This is a genomic window from Curtobacterium sp. PhB130, from assembly GCF_003755165.1.
Classification (GTDB): Bacteria; Actinomycetota; Actinomycetes; order Actinomycetales; family Microbacteriaceae; genus Curtobacterium.
The window spans coordinates 818761-838927 of record NZ_RKII01000006.1; the positions used below are offsets into that span (position 1 = coordinate 818761).

Below are 20167 nucleotides of genomic sequence, written 5' to 3' on the forward strand. Positions count from 1 at the left end.
GCTGACCCGCGGTGGTCAGTGCGCGACGGCGGAGATCATCCCCAACCCGACGCTGATCCGGTCGGCGACCTCGATGAGGTCCTCGGCGAGCGAGTCCATGTCGCGGTCGCGGAGCTGGGTCACGCGTCCGGAGATCGACAGCGCCGCTGCGATCCGTCCTGACGCGTTCCGGATGGGCGCGGCGATGCAGAACCGTCCGAGTGCGAGTTCCTGGTTCTCCACACACCACCCCCGCGACGCCGAGGCCGCCAGGTCAGCGGTCAGGGCGTCGTGCGTGGTGATGGTGTGGTCCGTGTAGCGGGAGAGTTCCCCGAGCAGCGCTTCCCGCTCCGCCTGGCTCATGTCGAGCATCAGGGCCTTGCCGAGCGCGGACGCGTGCAGCGGCTGCCGCATCCCGATCATCGTGTGCGACTTCGGCGCGAGCGACCCCTCGAAGTGGCAGAGGTAGATCGCCCAGGCGTCGTCGAGCACGCCGACGTTCGCGGTCAGCCCGATGCGGTGCGCGAGTTCCTGCGCGGCGGCGCGGGACTCGCGGTGCACGGGATTGTGGTTGAGGCCCTGGCTCGCGAGCTCGAGGACCGCCCGCCCGACCGAGTACCCCTGCGTCTCCGGGTCGCGCCGGACGAACTCGAGCGACTCCAGCGTCGCGAGGAGCCGCCCGGTCGTCGAGGTCCCGAGCCCGATCGCGCGGGCGATGTCCGACGCGCGGACGCTCCCGCTCTCGGAGGTGCCGAGCGCGCCGAGGACCGCCACGGCGCGCTCGATGCTCTGGTTCGGAGGGGTGGTGGCCATGTGCCCATTCTGCTGGTCGAGCGGGCACCCCGCGCCGACTGCGACGCGGGGTGCCCTGGTTCTCAGCCCTTGCGCCACAGGTCGACGAGGAGCCTGGCGAGGTTCACGAGCAAGCTCGCGACCCCCAACCACAGCACCTGACGCCTGGGCTTGGAGTCGTTGTCCTGGGACATCGATCCACCTCCTGGTGTCTGCGCCGGCGGACACGAGAAGCGCAGGCCAAGGGGTGTGCATCGTCCATCTGGGCGGTACACTGGTCCGAGCTTGTGAGCTTGGGACCCTGTGTGTCCCTTGGCTTTCCGCTCGGAGAGCCGACCGAAGCCCATCACCGTTGTCGCGGTGGTGGGCTTCAACTCTGCCCGGGCCGCGCTCCGGCGGTGACGCGGACCCGGCGTCAGCGTAGGTGCTGGCCGCAGCCGGAACCGCGTATTCCACATGTGGTCAGGCGACGGTCACGCCCGACGCGAATGCGCGGTCAGGCGACGGTCACGCCGGACACGAACGCGTTCGTCCGCACCTGCGCCGCCGTCAGCGGCACACCGCCGAGCACCACGCCCGAGAACGACACGTCCGACACCCCGTGCGCGGCGTCCCACCCGGACAGCGTCACCGGGTCCGCGCTCACGCTCGTGAAGTCCCGGATCGTGATGCCCGTGATGTGCCCGCGCTCGTCGCGGTACCCGGTGTCGTTCGAGTACGGCCCCTTGAGCACCTGCATCACGATCGCCTGCTTCCCGACCGGTTGCGACTCCACGTGGTAGCCGTCGACCGTGACGTCGGAGAGCGTCGCCCAGTCCTGCACGTCGAGCTTCAGTGCCACCTCCTTCGCGCGGAGCACGTAGGACCGTGTGATGGACACGTCGGTGAACACCTCGGTCTCCATCGACGACCCGAAGCGCACCGGGTTCCCGCCGGTGACGTTCCAGAAGGTGGTGTCGTCGGCGTGCAGCCCGCGGGTCTCGGGCTCGCCGTTGGTGGCGGCGTCGAGGGCGTGCCAGCCGAACCCGTCGTCGCCGCTCATCACGAAGTCGTGGCTGACGGTCATGTCCTGCACGCCGTCGGTGTCGATGCCGTCGTTGTTGATGAGCGTGCCCATCAGGTTCATCCACGAGACGTCGATGCCGGACGAGTGGATGTAGAGCGTCTGCCACCACTGGGCGTTGCGGACGCCGATGCCCTCCACGGTGATGTCCGAGCTGTCGTGGAAGCGGATCGCCATCGTCTTGTCGGTGCGGGAGGTGTCGTCGCCGGCGTCCAGGATCCCGCGTCCGCGGACCGTGACCCCGGTCACCCCGTCGCCGTCGATGCGGCCGCGCACGAGTGCGCCCGGCGCCAGGTAGACGGTCTGCCCCGACGTCGGTCGGATCACGCCGGCGTCGTGCTCGCCGGGCCCGTAGTACAGCACGTTCGGGTCGGCGGCGGACGGTACGTCCGTGTCCGACTGCGTGACGTAGAGGAACAGCGCGCGGACGCCTGGTGTCTCGATGACGAGCGGGTGCGCGTCGCGGATCGTGAACGTCACGGTGTCGCCGGAGCGTGTGGTGGCGATCGCGAGGGTCCTGGGCGTGACGACCGGGGTCGCGGACGCGGCGAGCCCCGGCATGGTGACGCGCACCGTGGCGGTGCCGGTTCCCTTCGCGAACATCGCGACGTCGTGCGAGGTGCCGCTGACGGACTCCGCCTTGACGGGGACCGCCGTGCCGTTGGCCGACACGGTGTGCGCGGTCGCGGTCGGTGCGGCCGGGTTGCCGGGGTTCGCCTGGATCGCGGCGGTGCCGACGGTCGTGGCGGCGACCGCCCGTGGGCCGGGCGCGGCGTCGGCGGCGTGCGCCGGGCCTCCCGTCCAGGTCGACACGGACGCGACCGTGACGGACGCGACCGCGATCGCGGTGAGCAGGGTGGTGGCGCGCAGGCGCATGGCGATCTCCCTTGATCGTCGGATGGGTGGGGTGGTGGTCAGTAGACCTTCACGGCGCTCGCCGTGACGAAGGGCGACCCGTTGGTCGCGGTCACGACGATGCGGAGCGAGGACGTGCGGACCGGGTCGACGTCGTGCACCCGGTGCCGGTGGCGGTTCCCCGCGACGGTCGCGAGGGGCTGCCACGCACCGTCCACGCACGCCTCGACCCGGTAGTCGCGGGCGAGGTCCGGGACGGCGTCCCAGTGCGTGCGGTGGTGGTGCAGGTTGATGAGGTCCGCGTCGACGTCGTCGTTCCAGACGATGCGGACCTGGTGGACGTCGACGGGCTCCGCCCAGTCGAGCGTCAGTGTCGCGGCGTCGTGTGCGTGGCTCGACCACATGTGCGGCCCACCGTGGGGACGCTGGATGCCGTCCACCACCCGGGAGGCTCGCCACGCGTCCGTCTCGCCGGTCACGGTGAACGCGAAACTGGTCCCGCGGAGGGCCCGTGCCTCCCAGTCCGTGACGGGTTGGTCGTCCTCCTCCGGGATGTGGTCGTCGAAGGCCGCGTCGTCGGCGGAGCGGGCGCGGAGTGCGAGGACGCCGTACGGGTGGCCGTCGGTCCGGAGCAGGCGGACGCCGGGTGCGGTGCGGACGACGACGACCGCGTTGCACGGCTCCGCCGGGTGGAAGTCGAGGTCGACGACCGCTTCGCCGGACCCGGCCGGAACGCGCGTGGTGTGGGTGGAGACGTGGTCGATCGGGGCGTAGTTCTGCGGCTTGCCCGTGGTCCAGAGCTCGACCCGCAGGTCGGTCGCGGCGTCGGCGTCGGTGCGGATGGCGATCGTGCCGAGGGACGGGTCCGCGGGCAGGACGATCGCGGCGTCTCGGTCGAGCGCGAAGGGCTCCTCGGTCTGCCACGGCGTCGTGTCGATCGTCGTCAACTCGGAACTCGCGCTGATCCGGGCACGGCGTGCCAGGTCCGCGGCGTCGACGGCCCGGACGCCGATGAGCGGGGCGTCCTCGCGGAGGAGCGTCTGCTGCAGCATCGCGATGTGGTCGGACCCGAGCTCGCGTGGCGTCATGCCGTGCCGGGCGACGAGGTGCGCCGCGGTGCCGGCCGCCTGGCCCTGGGTGGCGCAGGTCGCCATCACGCGGGTGGAGCCGAAGGCGATGTGCGACGCCGAGATGTTCCGTCCGGCGACGAGCAGGTTCGCGACGTTCGCCGAGTAGAGGGAGCGGAACGGGATGTCGTACGTGCCGTCCGTGTAGCGCTGCTGGGCGCCGGCGGTCTCGGCGTAGACGCCCTCGACCGGGTGCAGGTCGATCGACCAGCCGCCGAACGCGACGGTGTCCGGGAAGGACCGCTGCGTGAGCAGGTCCTGCTGGGTGAGGGTGTGGTCGCCCACGAACCGGCGGTACTCGCGCTTGCCCGGGATCGCGCCGACCCAGTCGAGCGTCAGGCTGTCGGCGTCGAACCGGCCGGAGTTCTTGATGTGGTCCCAGATGCCGTAGACGACGCCCCAGAGTTCGTCGCGGATGTGCTCGTTGTCGGTGACGGTGTCGAGCTCGCCGCCCCACTCGATCCACCAGTAGTTGCAGCCGTTGTCGCCGGTGCCGATCGCCCGGTTCGCGAGGATCGGCGTCTGCGACACGTCGATGGCGATCGACGGTGCGACGAACTTCTCGGGCCTGCCGGTGTCGTGCGTGGAGAAGAAGATCGAGCTGCCGAGCAGTTCGTCGTCGGCGTGCTCGGGTGCCCAGTCCTCGCCGTGCTCGTCCCGGCCCTCGCGGCCGATGCGGTACTCGGCGCCGGCGAGTGCGCCCACGAGTCCGTCGCCCGTGCAGTCGAGGAACACCGGCGCGGTGAACGTCGTCTCGATCTCGGAGCCCATCGTCCAGCCCGTGACGCTGGTGATCGTCGTCGGTCCGCCGTCGTCGGAGGTCCGGACGGTGCGCACGTCCGTGTTGAGGTGGAGGTGCACGTTCGGCTCGGCGCGGACGAGGTCGAGCACCACCTGGTCCCAGTAGACGGCGTTCCCCTGCGGGTTCCGGTACTGGTTCTCGAGGAACAGCTCGCCCATGATCCCGGTCTCGCGGGCGAACCGCTGGGTGCCGTGGGCGGTCGCGCCGACGACCCACACGCGGATCTCGCTCGAGGAGTTGCCGCCGAGGACCGGGCGGTTGGTGACGAGGGCGACGCTCGAGCCGAGGCGGGCGGCGGCGACGGCGGCGCTCACACCGGCGAGGCCGCCGCCGACGACCACGACGTCGTGGTGCTGGTTCCGGGACTGCATGGCAGCGACGGTATCACTTGCTGGCGCTTCTTTCCCACTGTGTGGCAAAGTGTGCCCGACGAGTGCTATCGTCAACGAACTCTCGACAACGAAGTGTGAGGTCACCCCATGAGCGACGGAACCCGAACGCGCACGAGCGCCGACGCCGCCACCACCACCCCGGACGTCCGGGCCGCGCTGGGCGACGACGCCCGCCGCCAGAGCATGCGGAAGGTGATCGTCGCGGCCGGTGTCGGTCACTTCGTCGAGTGGTTCGACTTCGGCCTCTACGGCACGCTGGCCACGGTCATCTCGCTCCACTTCTTCAAGCAGGGCGACCCGCAGGTGGCGCTCCTGTCCGCGTTCGCGGTGTTCGGTGCCGGCTTCGTGATGCGACCGCTCGGCGGGTTGTTCTGGGGGTCCCTCGGTGACCGGGTCGGCCGGAAGACCACCCTCGCGACGGTGATCCTCATCACGAGCGGGGCCACCGCCGTGATGGGCATCCTGCCGACGTACCAGGTGGTCGGACTCTGGGCGCCGGTCCTGCTCGTCCTCGTGCGACTCGTCCAGGGCTTCGCCGCCGGCGGTGAGGGAGCCGGCGCGACCACGCTGCTCGCCGAGTACGCCCCGTCGAACCGGCGCGGCTTCGTCACGAGCTTCATCGACGTCTTCGGGTTCGTCGCCTTCATCGTCGGTGGCGGCCTGGTCTTCCTCTTCACGGCGGTCGCCGGCGGGGACGCCCTGCAGTCGTGGGGCTGGCGGGTGCTGTTCCTCATCGCGATCCCGCTCGGGCTCGTCGGGCTGTACCTCCGCACCAAGCTCGAGGACACCCCGGAGTTCCGCGCGCTCAAGGCCAAGGGCGAGGTCGCGGCGAACCCGCTGCGCCGCTCGATCCGGACGTCGTGGCGAGCGCTGCTCTTCTGCGTCGGCTTCGTCGTGATCAAGGCCGTCGGGCACTGGATCCTGCAGACCTTCATGCCGTCCTACCTGCAGGCGGACCTCGGCTACTCGCCCATGGTGTCCTACGGCGCGGTGGTGCTCGGCTTCATCGTGATCGCCGCCCTCGTGCCGTTCTTCGGCCTGCTGTCCGACAAGATCGGCCGGAAGCCGGTCATGCTCGCCGGCTGTGCCGGGTTCGTCGTGCTGACCTACCCGACCCTGATGCTCATGAACGCCGGGAACTTCTGGGCGGCCGCCGGGGCGATGATGCTCCTCGGGCTGTTCATGGCCGCGTTCGACGGTGCCGTGAGTGCTGCGATGGCCGAGCTGTTCCCGACCAACATCCGGTACGGGTCGATGGGCATCGCGTACAACATCAGCGTCGCGGTCTTCGGTGGGATCACGCCGTACTTCGCCACGTGGTTGATCGCCTCGACGGGCAACAACTTCGCGCCGGCCTTCTACGTGATGGCCGCCGCCGCGATCAGCGGCATCGCGGTCCTGCGTGCCCGCGAGACCAACAAGGAGACGCTGCGGCAGGAGTGAGACGCGGCCATGAGCACGGACGGGAGGCACGGTGCCAGCTGGCACCGTGCCTCCCGTCCGGGGGTGTTGGCGACATTTCGCAGGAGGATGCCATACTCCACGCACCGTCTCCGGTTATCGTGCTCAGGTGAGTTCGCAACCGGAAGAGACGACCCTGCGCCGCCGACGCGGCTCCGTGCCGCCCCGGCACGGCCGCCAGAAGCGCGGGTTCGGCGTGGTGTTCCCCGCCGTCGCCGGTGTGCTCACCATGGCCCTGCTGCTCAGCGGCGGGTACGCGGCGTACGCCTACAACCGCCTGGCGTCGAGCGTCACCAAGGTCGACGCGATCGGTGGATCGACGAGCACCAAGGACGACGTCGACGGCAAGGCGATGAACATCCTGCTCGTCGGTGACGACCACCGTCCCGAGAACGCGACGCCCGAGCAGATGGCCGAGCTCAGCACCACCTCGGACGGCGGATCGACCAACACCGACACCATGATCGTGCTGCACATCGCAGCCGACGGGCGCAGCGCGACGATGATCTCGTTCCCGCGCGACTCCTACGTGGACATCCCCGGCGTCGGGAAGGGCAAGCTCAACAGCGCGTTCTACTACGGCACCCTCAACAGCGGCGGCGCCGCGGGCGGTGCCCAGATGCTCATCAAGACGATCGAGGGGCTCAGCGGGCTGTCGATCGACCACTACGTGCGGGTGTCCCTGCTCGGCTTCTACGAGATCGTGAAGCAGCTCGGCCCGGTCGAGGTCTGCCTGAAGGAGCCCGCGAAGGACAAGTACTCCGGCGTCGACCTGCCCGCCGGCAACTCGAAGCTCACCGCGAAGCAGGCACTCTCCTTCGTGCGTCAGCGCCACGGCCTGCCGAACGGCGACCTGGACCGCTCGGTGCGCCAGCAGTACTTCCTCTCGCAGGAAGCGCGGAAGATCCTCTCCGCCGGCACACTCCTCAACCCGGTGAAGACGACGAACATCATCGACGCGATCGGTGACTCCGTCGAGACCGACCAGGGCCTCGACCTGCTGTCCCTCGCGTCCCAGCTCCGGAACCTGCGGCCGTCGGCGATCCAGTCCGCGACGATCCCGATCCTCGGCACCCCGACGATCGACGTCGGCGGCTCGGCGCTCTCCATCGTCGAGGTGGACACGGTCGGCATGCCCGCGTTCGTGCAGGGCCTCATCGGCCAGTCGGACGCCTACACGAAGGCGACGGCCGCGGCCGCGTCGGGTGTCAGTGTCACGGTCGTGAACGGCAGCGGGATCACGGGCGCGGCCGGGGCGGCGACCACGGTCCTCGCCGGCCGCGGGTTCCAGGTCGGGACCCCGGGTTCCTCGGACACCACGATCGCGACGATGGTGCAGTACCCGGCGGGCATGGAGGCGCAGGCGAAGGCCCTCGTCGCCGCCGTCCCCGGCGCGCTGCCCGTGCAGACGTCGTCCGTGCAGGGCGTGACGCTCGTGCTCGGGAAGAACGGCAAGACCGCCGTGGCCGCGGAGCCGGCGGCACCGTCCTCCTCGTCCGCCGCGTCCGAGCCCTCGTCGAAGCCGTCGTCGAAGGCCGCGTCCGAACCGAGTGCGACGTCGACCGACGTGCACAACTACGGGCAAGCGGACTCCTGCATCTACTAGGTTCGAGGGTGTGAGCAACGCAGCGCGTCCGATCACCCTGATGACCTACAACGTCAAGAACCCGGATCCGGCGCACGACTGGCCGGCGCGTCTGCCGGTCCTGCTCGACATCGTCCGACGGAACGACCCCGACGTGCTCTGCGTCCAGGAGGCCTTCGACCACCAGATGGACGAGCTCCGCGCGGGCCTGCCCGGGTACGCCGACGTCGGCCAGGGACGCGAAGGCGGCACGGCGGGGGAGCACGCGGCGGTCTTCTTCCGGACCGAGCGGCTCCGACCGATGGACACGGGCTCGTTCTGGCTGTCCGACACCCCGGACGAGCCGGCGTCGAACACCTGGGGCAGCCTGTTCCCGCGGATCGCGAACCACGTGGGGTTCCTCGATGCCGACGGGCCGGCGTTCACGCTCCTGACGACCCACCTCGACCACGAGCCGACCGAGCACGGGGACGAGGTCCGGGGCCGGAGCGCCGCGCTCATCGTCGAGCGGCTCGCCGGGATCGACGGCCCGGTCGTCGTGGCCGGGGACTGCAACGAGCCCGCCGGTGCGGGAGCGGCGTCGCGGGTCTTCGCGGACGGTGGCTACACGGATGCGTGGACGGTGGCGGGGGACCCGGCGGACCGGACGGCGACGTTCAACGACTGGCTGCCGCCCGTGGACTCCGGCGAGCGGATCGACTGGGTGCTGACGAAGGGCGTCGCCGGCGTCGACCGGGTGCGCATCGACCACGACGGGCCGGAGACGTGGTTCGCGAGCGACCACTTCCCGGTGGTCGCCACGATCCGGATGTGAGCGCGTGCGGCGCGCGCCGAGGGTGTCGCGCCGGCGTCAGCAGCCGTGCACGGCGTTGACGGGCATCGGCGAACCGATGACCGTCACGGTGGTGCCGTCGGTCAGTGCGGAGACGCCGTTGGTGCCGGCTCCGTCGGAGTCGGACGGCCAGCCCTCGGCGAGGAGGAGCTGCCACGCCTCGGAGTCGCCCGAGCCGAGCGACTCACGGTCGGCATGTGCGGCGTCGTCGATGCGGTGCGCGATGTCGTCCCCGACCTGGACGTCGTCCGGGCCGGTCAGCTCGACGATGCCGCCGGTGCGGGAACGGACGTCGTCGCGGAGGACCCGGACCTCGAGCGAGTTGCCGAGGCTGGACGGGGTGGAGAGCGCGGCCACACGGATGGCGCCGCCCCACGTGTAGGTCGTGCCGGCGGGGAAGCACCGGCCGCCGTCGCCTTCGGCCGTCTGGGTGCGGGACGGGGTGCCGAACAAGCGGTTGAGCAGCGACACGGTCGTGCGGGAGTCGCGCATCGAGGCGACCGCGACGGTCCGTTCGCCACGACGGAGGACGATCGACTCGGCGCCGAGCTCGACGGCGTCGACGCGCTTGAGCTTGGCGTTCGAGACGTGCGTGGGGGTGGCGACCGGGGTGATCTCGGCTGCTGCGGCCCGGTCGACGGTGGCGGGACCGTTGGACAGGTCGGCGGCCGTCGCACCCGCCAGGAGGGCGAGCGTCGCGGCGCCGAGCGCGAGCATGGTCCGTGCAGTCACCGTTCGACCGTAGGGCCATGACCACGCCTGGACGACGGGTGTTACCGAATCGGGGCCGGGCCGTCACCGGACCGTGACATTGCGCTCGACTGGACAGGTCTTGTACATGTACCATCGCTGCCATGCCCGTCTCATCGAAGCGACGTCTCGTCGCCGAAGCCCTCCGCGACGCGATCGCGACGGGTCGGTACGTTTCCGGGGAACGCCTCCCCGGCGAGCACGAGCTCGCCGAACGGTTCGCCGTCAGTCGAGGGACGGTGCGTGCGGCACTGGCCGACCTCGCCGACGACGAGTACATCGCCACCCACGGCGGCATCGGCTCGGTCGTGACCTTCGACGGCGCAGCGCTCGACCCCCGAGCCGGCTGGGCGCGCTCGATCGCCGGCAGCGGCGCCGAGGTCGTCGCGCGCACCCTCCGGATCGAACGGGTCACGGACGCCGAGCTCGCCGGCGTGGTCGGCGCGGACCCGGAGCTCGTCGCGGTCGACCGGGTGCGCTCGGTCGTGGACGGCCCGCACGTGTCCTACGAGCGCAGCATCGTCCCGCGGATCGGCCGGCTCGACCGCGCGGTCGAGGACGGCCTGGTGGACGGATCCCTCAGCGCCACGATCGAGGCGGCCGGGCTCGTCCCGGTCCGTGCCGAGCAGTGGATCGACGTCCGGCCGCTCGACGACGCCGAGGCCGCGGTGCTCGACCGCACCCCGGGCACCCCGTTCCTGCACAGCCGCCGGGTGTCCCGTACCGCGAGCGGGGCGTTCGTCGAGGCGGTCGACAGCCTCCTCGACCCCGAGCGCTTCCGCATCCACATGCGGTTCCAGAGCACCACCGGACAGGACGCACGATGACCGCGCAGCACGACCACGCCCTCGCCGCCTTCCGGGGGCTCGCCATCGGGGACGCCCTCGGCATGCCGACGCAGTCGATGTCCCTCCGCGAGATCCGCGAGGACCACGGGCGCATCGCCGGGTTCGTCGACGCGGGCCCCCACCAGCGGATCGCGCACGGCATGCCCGCCGCGAGCATCACCGACGACACCGAGCAGGCCGTCCTCGTCGCACGGCTCCTGGTCGAGGGCGACGGACGGCTCGACCCGACCCGCTTCGCCGAGGCGCTCATCGACTGGGAGCGCGGGATGGCGGCGAAGGGGTCGCTCGACCTGCTCGGGCCGAGCACGAAGACCGCGGTGCAGCGCATCCTGGACGGCGTCCCCGCGTCCGAGGCCGGGTCGACCGGCACGACGAACGGTGCCGCGATGCGGATCACCCCGGTCGGCATCAGCACGCGTGCCGACGACCTCGACGCGCTCGTCGACGCCGTGCAGGACGCGTCCCGGGTCACCCACGACACCGGGCTCGGCATCGGTGGTGCCGCGGCGATCGCGGCCGCCGTGAGCGCCGGCGTCGACGGCGCGACCCGCGACGAGGCACTCGACGTCGCCGTGGCCGCCGCCCGCATCGGGGAACACCGCGGGCACTGGATCGCCGGCGCCTCGATCGCCGACAAGACCGCATGGGCGCGCGGGTACCTGCCGACCGTGCCGGCAGCCGACCGCATCGACGTGATCGACGGCGTCATCGGCACCAGCGTCGCCAGCCAGGAGTCGGTGGTGGCAGCGCTCGCCCTCGTCTCGCTCGGCCTCGACCCGTGGGAGACGCTCTGCACCGCCGCGAGCACCGGCGGCGACACCGACACGATCGCCGCGATGGCCGGTGCGGTGCTCGGCGCCGTGCACGGGCCGTCCGCGTGGCCCGACGGGGCCGCCGAACGGGTCGAACGCGTGAACGACATCCGGTTCGCGGACGTCGTCGCACCCCTCCTCGCACTGCGCGGCACGCACTAGCCACGCCCCCACAGCCCCGGTCGGTGGCATCCCCCACGAGCCACCGCCCGGTCCCCCCCCCCCGAAGCCCTTCCGACGACGTAAGAGGAACCATGACCGACCGTCCCGCCTCCGGCACCCTGACCAGCATCGAGCAACGCGGGATCGAACCCGTGCCCGCCGCCGAGCGCACCGGCAGCTCCGGCGCGCTGTTCTGGGTGTGGTTCGCAGCGAACATCTCGATCCTCGGGCTGCCCCTCGGCGCGACCCTGGTGGCGTTCCAGCACCTCAACATCTGGCAGGCGCTCGTCGTCGCGGTGGTCGGTGCGGCCGGGTCGTTCGCGCTCGTCGGGGTGATCTCGATCGCGGGTCGTCGTGGTGGTGCTCCCGGCCTGACGCTGAGCCGCGCGGTGTTCGGCGTCCGCGGCAACATCGGCCCGACGTTCGTCTCGCTGCTGTCCCGACTGGGCTGGGAGACCGTGAACACCACGACGGCGGCGTTCGTGCTGCTGTCCCTGTTCACCATCCTCTTCGGGACGGACGGCGACGCGAAGCACGAGCCGCTCCTGACGGTCGTCGCGATCCTGGTGTTCGTGATCGCCACGGTGCTCATCTCGGGGCTCGGTCACGCCTTCATCGTCGCCGTACAGAAGTGGGCGACGTGGGTCTTCGGCGCGCTCAACGTGTTCGTCGCCGTGTTCCTGGTCCTCCGCGTCGACTGGCACGTCGTCGGCAGCGCTCCCGCCGGCCCCTTCGCCGCGATGGCCATCGGCATCGGCACGATCGCCGCCGGGACCGGGATCGGCTGGGCGACCGCCGGTGCCGACATCGCCCGCTACACGAAGACCAGCGTGCGGGCGTCGAAGCTCGTCGCCGCAAGTGCCGCCGGCGCGGGCATCCCGCTCGTGCTCCTGGTCGGCCTCGGAGCGCTCGTCTCCGCCGGCGACCCGACCCTCGCGCAGGCCGGTGACCCGGTCGCCGCGATCCGTGACCTGCTGCCGAGCTGGATGGCGATCCCGTACCTGATCGCCGCGTTCGGCGGCCTGCTGCTCTCCAACCACCTCTCCGTGTACTCCGCCAGCCTCACCACGCTGACCCTCGGCATCAAGGTGCCCCGGGTGTGGGCGGTCACGGTCGACGTGGTCGTGACGTTCCTCGGCGCCATGTACTTCATGCTCGTGGCCGACGGCTTCTACGCGCCGTTCATCACGTTCATCTCCGTCCTCGCCGTGCCGATCACCGCCTGGCTCGGCGTCTTCATCGCCGACATCGTGCGGCGCACCTGGTACGACCCGGTCGCGCTCCTCGACCTGCGCGCCGGGGGTCGCTACTGGTACTCCGGCGGCATCGCCTGGCGCGCGGTCATCGCCTGGGCCGTCGCGATCGTGGTCGGGTTCCTGTTCACGAGCGTGCAGGTCGGGGACGCCGACCCGGTGTTCGTCGGCTCGTTCTCGCACACCTGGATCGGCGCGAACGGCCTCGGCTGGATCGTCACGTTCATCGTCGCCGCAGCGGCCTACGTCCTGACCGGCGGACCGAAGGGCACGCTCCACGAGCCGGCCGACGAGTCCGCGCCGATGCCGGTCGCGGAGCGCGCCTGATGCCGCGGCTCGTCTCCGTCGGCAACGTCATCGTCGACATCGTGATGCGCATCGGGGAGCTGCCGGAGCCCGGGGGTGACGTGCTCGCATCGTCGTCGGACATCACCGCGGGCGGCGGGCTCAACACGATGGTCGCGGCCCGGCGCGACGGCCTCGAGGTCGTGTTCGCCGGCCAGTACGGCACCGGTCCGTTCGGCGACGTCGTGCGACGAGCCCTGGCGGACGCGGACGTCGAGGTGCTGCAGCCCGGGATCGACGACGTCGACAGCGGCTACTGCGTGGCGCTCGTCGACGCCTCCACCGAGCGCACCTTCGTCACGTCCGTCGGCGCCGAGGGACGGCTCGGCCCGGCCGAGCTCGCCCGCATCGACCTCCGCGAGGACGACACCGTCTTCGTCTCCGGCTACGGGCTCGCCCACCCGGTCAACGGTGCCGCGATCGCCGCGTGGATCGGGACGGTCCCGGCATCGGTGCGGGTCGTGTTCGACCCGTCGCCCCTGGTCGCGACGCTGGATCCGTCCGTGGTCGCGCCCGTGACGGCGCGTGCGGACGTCGTCTCCACGAACGCCCGGGAGGCCCGGCTCATGTCCCCGACGTCGGCCGACCTCCGGCAGGCGGTCGCCGCCGTGGCCGCGGGTGCGCGGGGCACGGCGCTGGTCCGTGACGGCGGGGCCGGGTGCTGGGTCGCGGACCCGTCGCTGTCCGACGGCCCGGTCCTGGTTCCGGGCTTCGCCGTCGCGGCCGTCGACACGAACGGTGCCGGGGACGCGCACGGCGGTGTGCTCGTCGCGGCGCTCACCCGGGGCGCGGGCCTCGTCGACGCGGTCCGCCGGGCGAACGCCGCCGCTGCGATCGCGGTGTCCCGTCTCGGTCCCGCGACGGCGCCCACGCGGGCCGAGACGGACGCGTTCCTGGCCGCCCACCCGGCGTAGACCGGCTCGTCGGACCGGTGCCGAGCCTCCCGTCCGGGCTGTGTGCAGGGGGACAGTCTCCTGAACGCAACCGGGGGACGCCCTGCGTACCGTCGAGGGCATGACGGACCAGCAGATCGACCAGTACACGATGCAGGACCCGACGAAGCTCTACGCCGACAAGCAGCCCGACGAGCAGTACCTCGAGGGTGCCGGGACGGACGCGGAGATGGCGCAGAACGTGCCTGCCGACCACGGTGAGGACACCTACCGCGGCTCCGGCCGACTCGCGGGCCGCAAGGCGCTCGTGACCGGCGGCGACTCCGGCATCGGGGCCGCCGTGGCGATCGCCTACGCCCGCGAGGGTGCCGACGTCGCCATCGGCTACCTGCCCGAGGAGCAGGAGGACGCCGACCGGATCGTCTCCCTGATCGAGGCGGCCGGACGCAAGGCCGTCGCGATCCCCGGTGACATCACCTCGCTCGAGTTCTGCGAGGAGCTCGTCGCGACCGCCGTCCGCGAGCTCGGCGGGCTCGACATCCTCGTGAACAACGCCGGCAAGCAGCAGAACGTCTCCTCGATCGTGGACATCTCCGACGAGGAGTTCGACGAGACCTTCAAGACGAACGCCTACGCGACGTTCCGGATCACCAAGGCCGCGGTGCCGCACCTGCAGCCGGGCTCGACGATCATCAACACGACCTCGATCCAGGCGTACGCGCCGTCGCCGCACCTGGTGCACTACGCGGCCACGAAGGCGACCGTGAACAACCTGGCGAAGGGGCTCGCGGCCCAGCTCGCGCCGAAGGGCATCCGCGTCAACGCGGTCGCCCCCGGGCCGATCTGGACGCCGCTGCAGCCGGCCGGTGGTCAGCCGCCGGAGGCGCTGCCGTCCGCCGGGGAGCAGACCTACCTCGGCCGCTGGGGCCAGCCCGCCGAGCTCGCGCCGGCGTACGTGTTCCTCGCCAGTGGCGAGTCGTCGTACGTCGTCGGCGAGACGCTGCACGTCGACGGCGGCATGCCGACGCCGTAGCGCGCCGCTCGGGCACGCTTGCTCCGCGCGCGCCGTGCGTCGGGGGCTCGCACCGTGCGAGGTGCGCGGTGCTCAGCGCGCGGTGCGCGGCGTGCGGACCAGCAGCCAGATGAAGTACGGCGTGCCGATCGCGGCCGTCAGGATGCCGGCGCCGAGCTGGGCGGGCGCGATGACCGTGCGGCCGACGACGTCGCCGGCGCACACGAGCACCGCGCCGAGCATCACGGCGACCGGGACCACGGCCGCGTGCTTCCGGCCGACGAGCGCCCGGGCCGCGTGCGGTGCGACGAGCCCGACGAATCCGATCGTCCCGACGGCGGCGATCGCCGTCGCGGTGAGCACCACCGACACGGCGAGGAAGCCGAGGCGGGCACGGGACAGCCGGACGCCGAGGAGTCGCGGGATGTCCTCGTCCAGGGACACCAGGTCGAGCTCCCGACGGCGGGCGATGACCGCGACGAGCGCCAGCACGAGGACGACCGCCACCGGCACGCAGTCCGACCACGTGCGACCGTAGGTCGAACCGGACAGCCAGGTCAGCGCCTTCGTCGCGTTGAACGGGTCCGTGAGCACGATGACCAGGCTGATCATCGCGGTGAGGCCGGACGAGACACCGATCCCGACGAGCACCAGCCGGTCCTGCCGGAACCCGCCGCGAGCGGAGAGGCCGAAGACGATCGCCGCCGCCAGGGTCGCACCGAGGAACGCACCGCCGGCCATCGTCCAGGAGCCCACCACCGGCAGCGCGGTCACCATCACGACCGCGCCGAGTCCCGCTCCGCTCGAGACACCGAGGACTCCGGGATCGGCGAGGGGGTTCCGGGTGACGGCCTGCACGATCGTGCCGGCGAGTGCGAGCGCCGCGCCGGCGAGGAGCGCGGCGAGGACCCGCGGCACCCGGGTGTCCAGGATGAACGAGATCGCCTGGTTCGCCCGGCCGGTCAGCCAGTTCGTCACGTCGCCGAGCAGCAGCTTCGCGTCCCCGAGGAGCACGGACGCGATCACCACCCCGACGAGCACCGCGGCCAGGGACAGCGTCACGACGAGCACCGTCCAGCGGCCGGGGACCCGGGACCCCTCGAGCTGACCCGTCTGGCCCGAGTCGCGGGTGCGGATCGCCATCACGACGAGGAACACCGCGCCGACGACGCTCGTCACGATCCCGGTGGGGACGGCCGTGGCGGTGTCACCGGTGACGAACGCGCGGAGCAGCACGTCCGACGCCAGCACGATGCCCGCGCCGACGAGCCCCGCGACCGGGAACGCCGCCCACGAGCGGTGCATGGTCGGGAAGCGGCGGGCGAGGGGACGGACGAGCGCCGGTGCGCAGAGGCCGACGAAGCCGATCGGGCCGGCGATCGTGACGGCAGCGGCGGAGAGCAGGACCGCGAGGACGATCGCGACGACCCGGGTGCCGCGGACCGGGACACCGAGTCCCCGCGCCGCGTCGTCGCCGAGCGCCAGGGCGTCGACACGTCGGGACACCAGGACGAAGCCCACGACGCCGACCACCAGGAACGGCAGCATCTGCGCGACACCGGCGAACCCGTTCTGCGCGATGCCACCCTGGCTCCACGCGTACATGCCCTGCGTCTGCTGGGGGAACAGCAGGATGAGGGCGTTCGTGACCGCACCGAGCCCGAGCGCGAGCGCGGAGCCCGCCAGCACCAGGCGCACGGTCCCGTTGCCCAGCCCGGACAGCGCGAGGACGAGCGCAGCCGCCCCGAGTCCGCCGGCGAAGGCGATGCCGGACTGCGCGAGGACGCCGAAGCCCACACCGGAGACGGTGGCGACCCCGAGCGCGAGGTAGGCGCCGGCGTTCACGGCGAGGGTGTCCGGCGCCGCGAGGACGTTCCGGGTGACGGCCTGCATCGCCGCGCCCGCGATCCCGAGCGACGCACCGACGAGGAGACCCGCGACCATGCGCGGCAGCCGGGACGCGATGACGACCGACGCGTCGGTGCCGTCCGCCTGCCCGGTGATCGCCTTCCAGACCGCGGCGGCCCCGACGTGGGCCGTTCCCTGCGTGACGTCGATCGCGGCGAGGAGGACGACCACGACGACACCGGTGAGGAGCACGCCGAGGCCGAGGGAGACGCGCCGCCCACGGCCGGCGGGCCGACCGACGTCGGGACGCCGGTCGGCCCGCTCGGGTGCCAGGGTGTCGATCACCCGTTACTTCGTGATCGCGGCGACGGTGGCGTCGATGTACGCCTCCATGGAACCGGGGCCGCCGAACATCCAGATGCCGTCGGTGAGGCGGTGCACGTTGCCGGCCTCGACGAAGGGCAGCGACTTCCAGACGTCGTTCGACGCGAGCGAGTCGGCGAACACGTCGTTGCCGTCGGCCTTGTTCGCGATGTAGAGGAACTGCGTGTCGGCGCCGAGCTTCGTCAGGCCCTCGACGTCGGTCGACCCGAGGCCGTACGCGGCGTCACCGTCGACGTCCCAGGCGTTCTCGAGCCCGAGTCGCTCGTTCACGGTCCCGAGTGCCGAGGTCGACGTGTACGGACGGATCGTGACCTGGTTCGAGAGCTCGTACCCGTCGGCCATCGCGACCGACGTGCCGGCCTTGCCCGCGTCGGCGAGCTCCTTCTTGCCCGCGGCGAGCTTGTCCTCGAACCCGGACCAGACGGTCTTCGCCTCGGCGGCGGTCCCCGTCGCCTTCGCGATCATGTCGAGCGTGTCCTGCATGGTGCCGAGCTGGTCCTTGCCGTCCGCGGAGGCGACGACGATCGTCGGGGCGATCTTCCGGAGCTGCTTGACGACCGACACCTTGAGGTCGTTCGTCGCGACGATGAGGTCCGGCGCGAGGGCGGCGATGGTGTCGGTGCTCGGCTCACCGCGCGTGCCGATGTCCTTCGGGTCACCGGTGAGCGGGACGGCGGAGTCGTAGTTCCCGTAGCCCTTGACGTCCGCGACGCCGACGGGGGCGACACCGAGGGTCTCGAGGTCCTCGACCACGTTCCACTCCGTGCCGACGACCTTCTCCGCGGGGCCGTCGAGCGTCACCTTCGTGCCGGTGGCGTCGGTGATGGTGATCTTCGAGCCCGAGGACGACGCGTCGGACGCCGACTGGGTCGACCCGCAAGCGGTCAGGGCGATCAGGGCGGTGGCCGCGATCGCGGTGGCGGAGAGGAGACGCTTCATGAGCTGCTGTGGAGCCTTTCGGTGCGGGTGTGGTGCCGGCCGACGGCGCGGGTGCGCAGCCGTCCGGTCGAGGGGTCGTGGTCGACGTCGATGCGGATGCCGTAGACGGCGGAGAGCCCCGCGGACGTGAACACCTCGGACGGGGTGCCGTCGGCGACGACCACACCCGCTTCGAGGAGCACGACGCGGTCCGCCACGGCGGCGGCCTGGTCGAGGTCGTGGAGGACGACACCGACGGCGATGCCGCGCTCGTCGGCGAGGTCGCGGATCAGGTCGAGCAGCTCCACCTGGTAGCGGAGGTCGAGGTACGTGGTCGGTTCGTCGAGGAGCAGCACGCCGGTCTGCTGCGCCAGGCAGCTCGCCAGCCAGACGCGCTGCAGCTGTCCACCGGAGAGCTGGTCGACGTGGCGGTCGGCGAGGTCGCTGAGCCCGGTGACGTCGAGGGCGTGCTCGACGACCGCGGCGCCGTCGGGGTCGGTGCCGCCGAACCGGGACCGGTACGGGTGCCGGCCGAACGCCACCACGTCACGGATGCGCAGGCCGCCGGGGGTCGGTCGGCCCTGGGTGAGGAGCGCGACCTGCTTCGCGAACGCCTTGGGGGAGAGGGCGAGCCCGTCGACGGTGTCGTCGTCGGTGCGCAGCGCCACCGAACCGGACCGCGCGGGCTGGAGCCGGGCGATCGTCCGGAGCAGCGTCGACTTGCCCGAGCCGTTCGGGCCGACGAGCGCGGTCACACGGCCGGCGACGAGCTCGAGGGACGCGCCGTGCACGACGGCTTCGCCCTGGTACGCCACCGTGACTGCACGGGCATCGAGATCGACCACTCGGTAAGGGTAGCCTCACCTACCCTGCATCACGCAACACGTGCGGCAGATCTACCCGACGGAACAGCTCCGGGCCAGACGCTCGAGGAGCTCCCGCGCGGACAGCGCAGCAGCCAGTTCGACCTCGACGGGGTTGATGCCGAACGCGCGCTCGAGCTGCCGGCGCCGCGCCTGGTCGGCGATCGGGACCTCCGGCCGCTGCGGCAACACCGCGATCGCCTGGGCCGCGGCGTCGAACGCGCCCGGCGGTCGACCGAGTTGCTCCCACATCGTCCGGACGTCGTGCGCGACCTGGTCGGGGTCACCGCCGAACTCGAAGCCGGCGGACGCCATGGTCGCCAGTCCCTGCGCAGTGGGGTCGTTCGGGGTCATCGCCGCATCGTCACACACCATGCCGGGAACACGCCAGGAAGACCGGCCCCGGGCCCGTGTCCCCCATCATGCCGACACCCGGACCGGGGATTCTGTTCCGCCGCTCGACACGTTTGGATGAACCTGCGGACAGGACGTGCGCAGACGGAGGGCAGGATGCTCGAGGACACCAGCGCGGACACCGCGGCAGCAGCGGCAGCAGCCGCGACCCTGCACCTGCGGATCACGATCGTCGGCGCGACCGTCGACCTGCTCCACGACGTGCCCTTCCACGAGGCCCGGCCCGAGGCCGTCGCCGAACGCCTCGACATCACCGTCCACGAGCTCCGCCAGCACTTCCCGTCGTGGGACGGCCTCGTGCTCGCCGCGCTCGACCGCTGGAACGGCGGACGGATGGACGAGGTCACGCGCGTCGTCGGCAACGGCAGCACCGTGCAGCTGCTCCGCGCGATCGTCGCCTCGAACGCCGAGGACCCGGCGCTGATGCGGCTCCTGGTGGCGCTGCTCTCGGTCTCGGGGAACCCCGCGCACCCGATGTCCTCGTACCTCCGGTCCCGCTACCAGCTCTTCTTCTCCCAGATCAAGCGCGGGCTCGAGCACGACATCGCCGTCGGGCGGGCGCCGCACACGATGGAACCCCGCCGCGGTGCCGAACAGCTCATCGCGCTGTACGAGGGGTTGCAGCTCCAGGCGCTGCTGCGCGCGGACCTCGACCTCGTGCCGGCGTTCGACCGTGCGGTCGCGCGGCTCGAGCGCGGGTGGATGGAGCGGTACGAGCCGCAGGCCGCTCGTCGCCTGTCCACGTGGTCCGACGACGGCTGGGACATCTAGCCACGC

The 20167-nt window shown here is 71.7% G+C and carries 17 protein-coding genes; 9 read left to right on the forward strand and 8 right to left on the reverse strand.

Features of this window, described 5'->3' with window-relative positions; translation table 11 throughout:
• Positions 1-15: 15 nt before the first annotated feature.
• The 3 genes from EDF24_RS04105 to EDF24_RS04115 all read right to left on the reverse strand — a co-directional run bounded on the left by EDF24_RS04105 (position 16) and on the right by EDF24_RS04115 (position 4989).
• A complete protein-coding gene (locus tag EDF24_RS04105) occupies positions 16-792 on the reverse strand; it encodes an IclR family transcriptional regulator (RefSeq protein ID WP_123701185.1) in 777 nt (258 codons plus the stop codon).
• 475 nt (positions 793-1267) lie between these two features.
• On the reverse strand, positions 1268-2710 hold the full coding sequence (locus tag EDF24_RS04110; protein ID WP_123701186.1) for a hypothetical protein: 1443 nt from the start codon (positions 2708-2710) through the stop codon (positions 1268-1270).
• A gap of 38 nt (positions 2711-2748) precedes the next feature.
• Positions 2749-4989: an FAD-dependent oxidoreductase gene (locus EDF24_RS04115; RefSeq protein ID WP_123701187.1), complete on the reverse strand. Its 2241-nt coding sequence runs from the start codon at positions 4987-4989 to the stop codon at positions 2749-2751.
• Between the two features lie 108 nt (positions 4990-5097).
• Here EDF24_RS04115 and EDF24_RS04120 point away from each other — a divergent pair, with 108 nt between their 5' ends.
• The 3 genes from EDF24_RS04120 (at position 5098) to EDF24_RS04130 (ending at position 8870) form a co-directional block, all read left to right on the forward strand.
• Entirely contained in the window at positions 5098-6453 is a 1356-nt protein-coding gene (locus EDF24_RS04120; RefSeq protein WP_123655347.1) for an MFS transporter, read from the forward strand.
• Between the two features lie 127 nt (positions 6454-6580).
• Positions 6581-8077: an LCP family protein gene (locus tag EDF24_RS04125; protein ID WP_123701188.1), complete on the forward strand. Its 1497-nt coding sequence runs from the start codon at positions 6581-6583 to the stop codon at positions 8075-8077.
• Between the two features lie 10 nt (positions 8078-8087).
• Positions 8088-8870: an endonuclease/exonuclease/phosphatase family protein gene (locus tag EDF24_RS04130; protein WP_123701189.1), complete on the forward strand. Its 783-nt coding sequence runs from the start codon at positions 8088-8090 to the stop codon at positions 8868-8870.
• A 36-nt stretch (positions 8871-8906) separates the two neighbouring features.
• Here EDF24_RS04130 and EDF24_RS04135 read toward each other — a convergent pair whose 3' ends face one another.
• Positions 8907-9620 (reverse strand): hypothetical protein, encoded by a 714-nt coding sequence (locus EDF24_RS04135; RefSeq protein ID WP_148070785.1) that lies wholly within the window; start codon positions 9618-9620, stop codon positions 8907-8909.
• 122 nt (positions 9621-9742) lie between these two features.
• Here EDF24_RS04135 and EDF24_RS04140 point away from each other — a divergent pair, with 122 nt between their 5' ends.
• The 5 genes from EDF24_RS04140 (at position 9743) to EDF24_RS04160 (ending at position 14984) form a co-directional block, all read left to right on the forward strand.
• Complete coding sequence (locus EDF24_RS04140; RefSeq protein WP_123655351.1) at positions 9743-10465, forward strand: GntR family transcriptional regulator; 723 nt, start codon at positions 9743-9745, stop codon at positions 10463-10465.
• The gene (locus EDF24_RS04145) at positions 10462-11460 is read left to right on the forward strand and encodes an ADP-ribosylglycohydrolase family protein (RefSeq protein WP_123701191.1); all 999 of its coding nucleotides are present in this window, start codon (positions 10462-10464) and stop codon (positions 11458-11460) included. Before EDF24_RS04140 ends, EDF24_RS04145 begins: the two co-directional genes overlap by 4 nt.
• A gap of 92 nt (positions 11461-11552) precedes the next feature.
• A complete protein-coding gene (locus tag EDF24_RS04150) occupies positions 11553-13040 on the forward strand; it encodes a cytosine permease (protein WP_123701192.1) in 1488 nt (495 codons plus the stop codon).
• A complete protein-coding gene (locus tag EDF24_RS04155; RefSeq protein ID WP_123701193.1) occupies positions 13040-13972 on the forward strand; it encodes a PfkB family carbohydrate kinase in 933 nt (310 codons plus the stop codon). Before EDF24_RS04150 ends, EDF24_RS04155 begins: the two co-directional genes overlap by 1 nt.
• 100 nt (positions 13973-14072) lie before the next feature.
• The gene (locus EDF24_RS04160; protein ID WP_123701194.1) at positions 14073-14984 is read left to right on the forward strand and encodes an SDR family oxidoreductase; all 912 of its coding nucleotides are present in this window, start codon (positions 14073-14075) and stop codon (positions 14982-14984) included.
• Between the two features lie 72 nt (positions 14985-15056).
• Here the strand turns inward: EDF24_RS04160 and EDF24_RS04165 are convergent, their stop codons facing one another.
• Genes EDF24_RS04165 through EDF24_RS04180 form a run of 4 tightly spaced genes read right to left on the reverse strand, consistent with a single transcriptional unit; the run spans position 15057 to position 19330 of the window.
• Positions 15057-17156 (reverse strand): iron ABC transporter permease, encoded by a 2100-nt coding sequence (locus EDF24_RS04165; protein ID WP_260233347.1) that lies wholly within the window; start codon positions 17154-17156, stop codon positions 15057-15059.
• A gap of 3 nt (positions 17157-17159) precedes the next feature.
• Positions 17160-18134: an iron-siderophore ABC transporter substrate-binding protein gene (locus EDF24_RS04170; RefSeq protein WP_123701195.1), complete on the reverse strand. Its 975-nt coding sequence runs from the start codon at positions 18132-18134 to the stop codon at positions 17160-17162.
• Positions 18131-18958, reverse strand: a complete 828-nt coding sequence (locus tag EDF24_RS04175; protein WP_123655357.1) for an ABC transporter ATP-binding protein — start codon at positions 18956-18958, stop codon at positions 18131-18133. Before EDF24_RS04175 ends, EDF24_RS04170 begins: the two co-directional genes overlap by 4 nt.
• 51 nt (positions 18959-19009) lie before the next feature.
• Positions 19010-19330, reverse strand: a complete 321-nt coding sequence (locus EDF24_RS04180; protein ID WP_123655358.1) for a hypothetical protein — start codon at positions 19328-19330, stop codon at positions 19010-19012.
• Between the two features lie 156 nt (positions 19331-19486).
• On the opposite strand from EDF24_RS04180, the gene EDF24_RS04185 reads away from it, so the two are divergent.
• Positions 19487-20161 carry a TetR/AcrR family transcriptional regulator gene (locus EDF24_RS04185; protein WP_123655359.1) on the forward strand — a complete coding sequence of 225 codons (675 nt, stop codon included), beginning with the start codon at positions 19487-19489 and terminating at the stop codon, positions 20159-20161.
• Positions 20162-20167 lie beyond the last annotated feature (6 nt).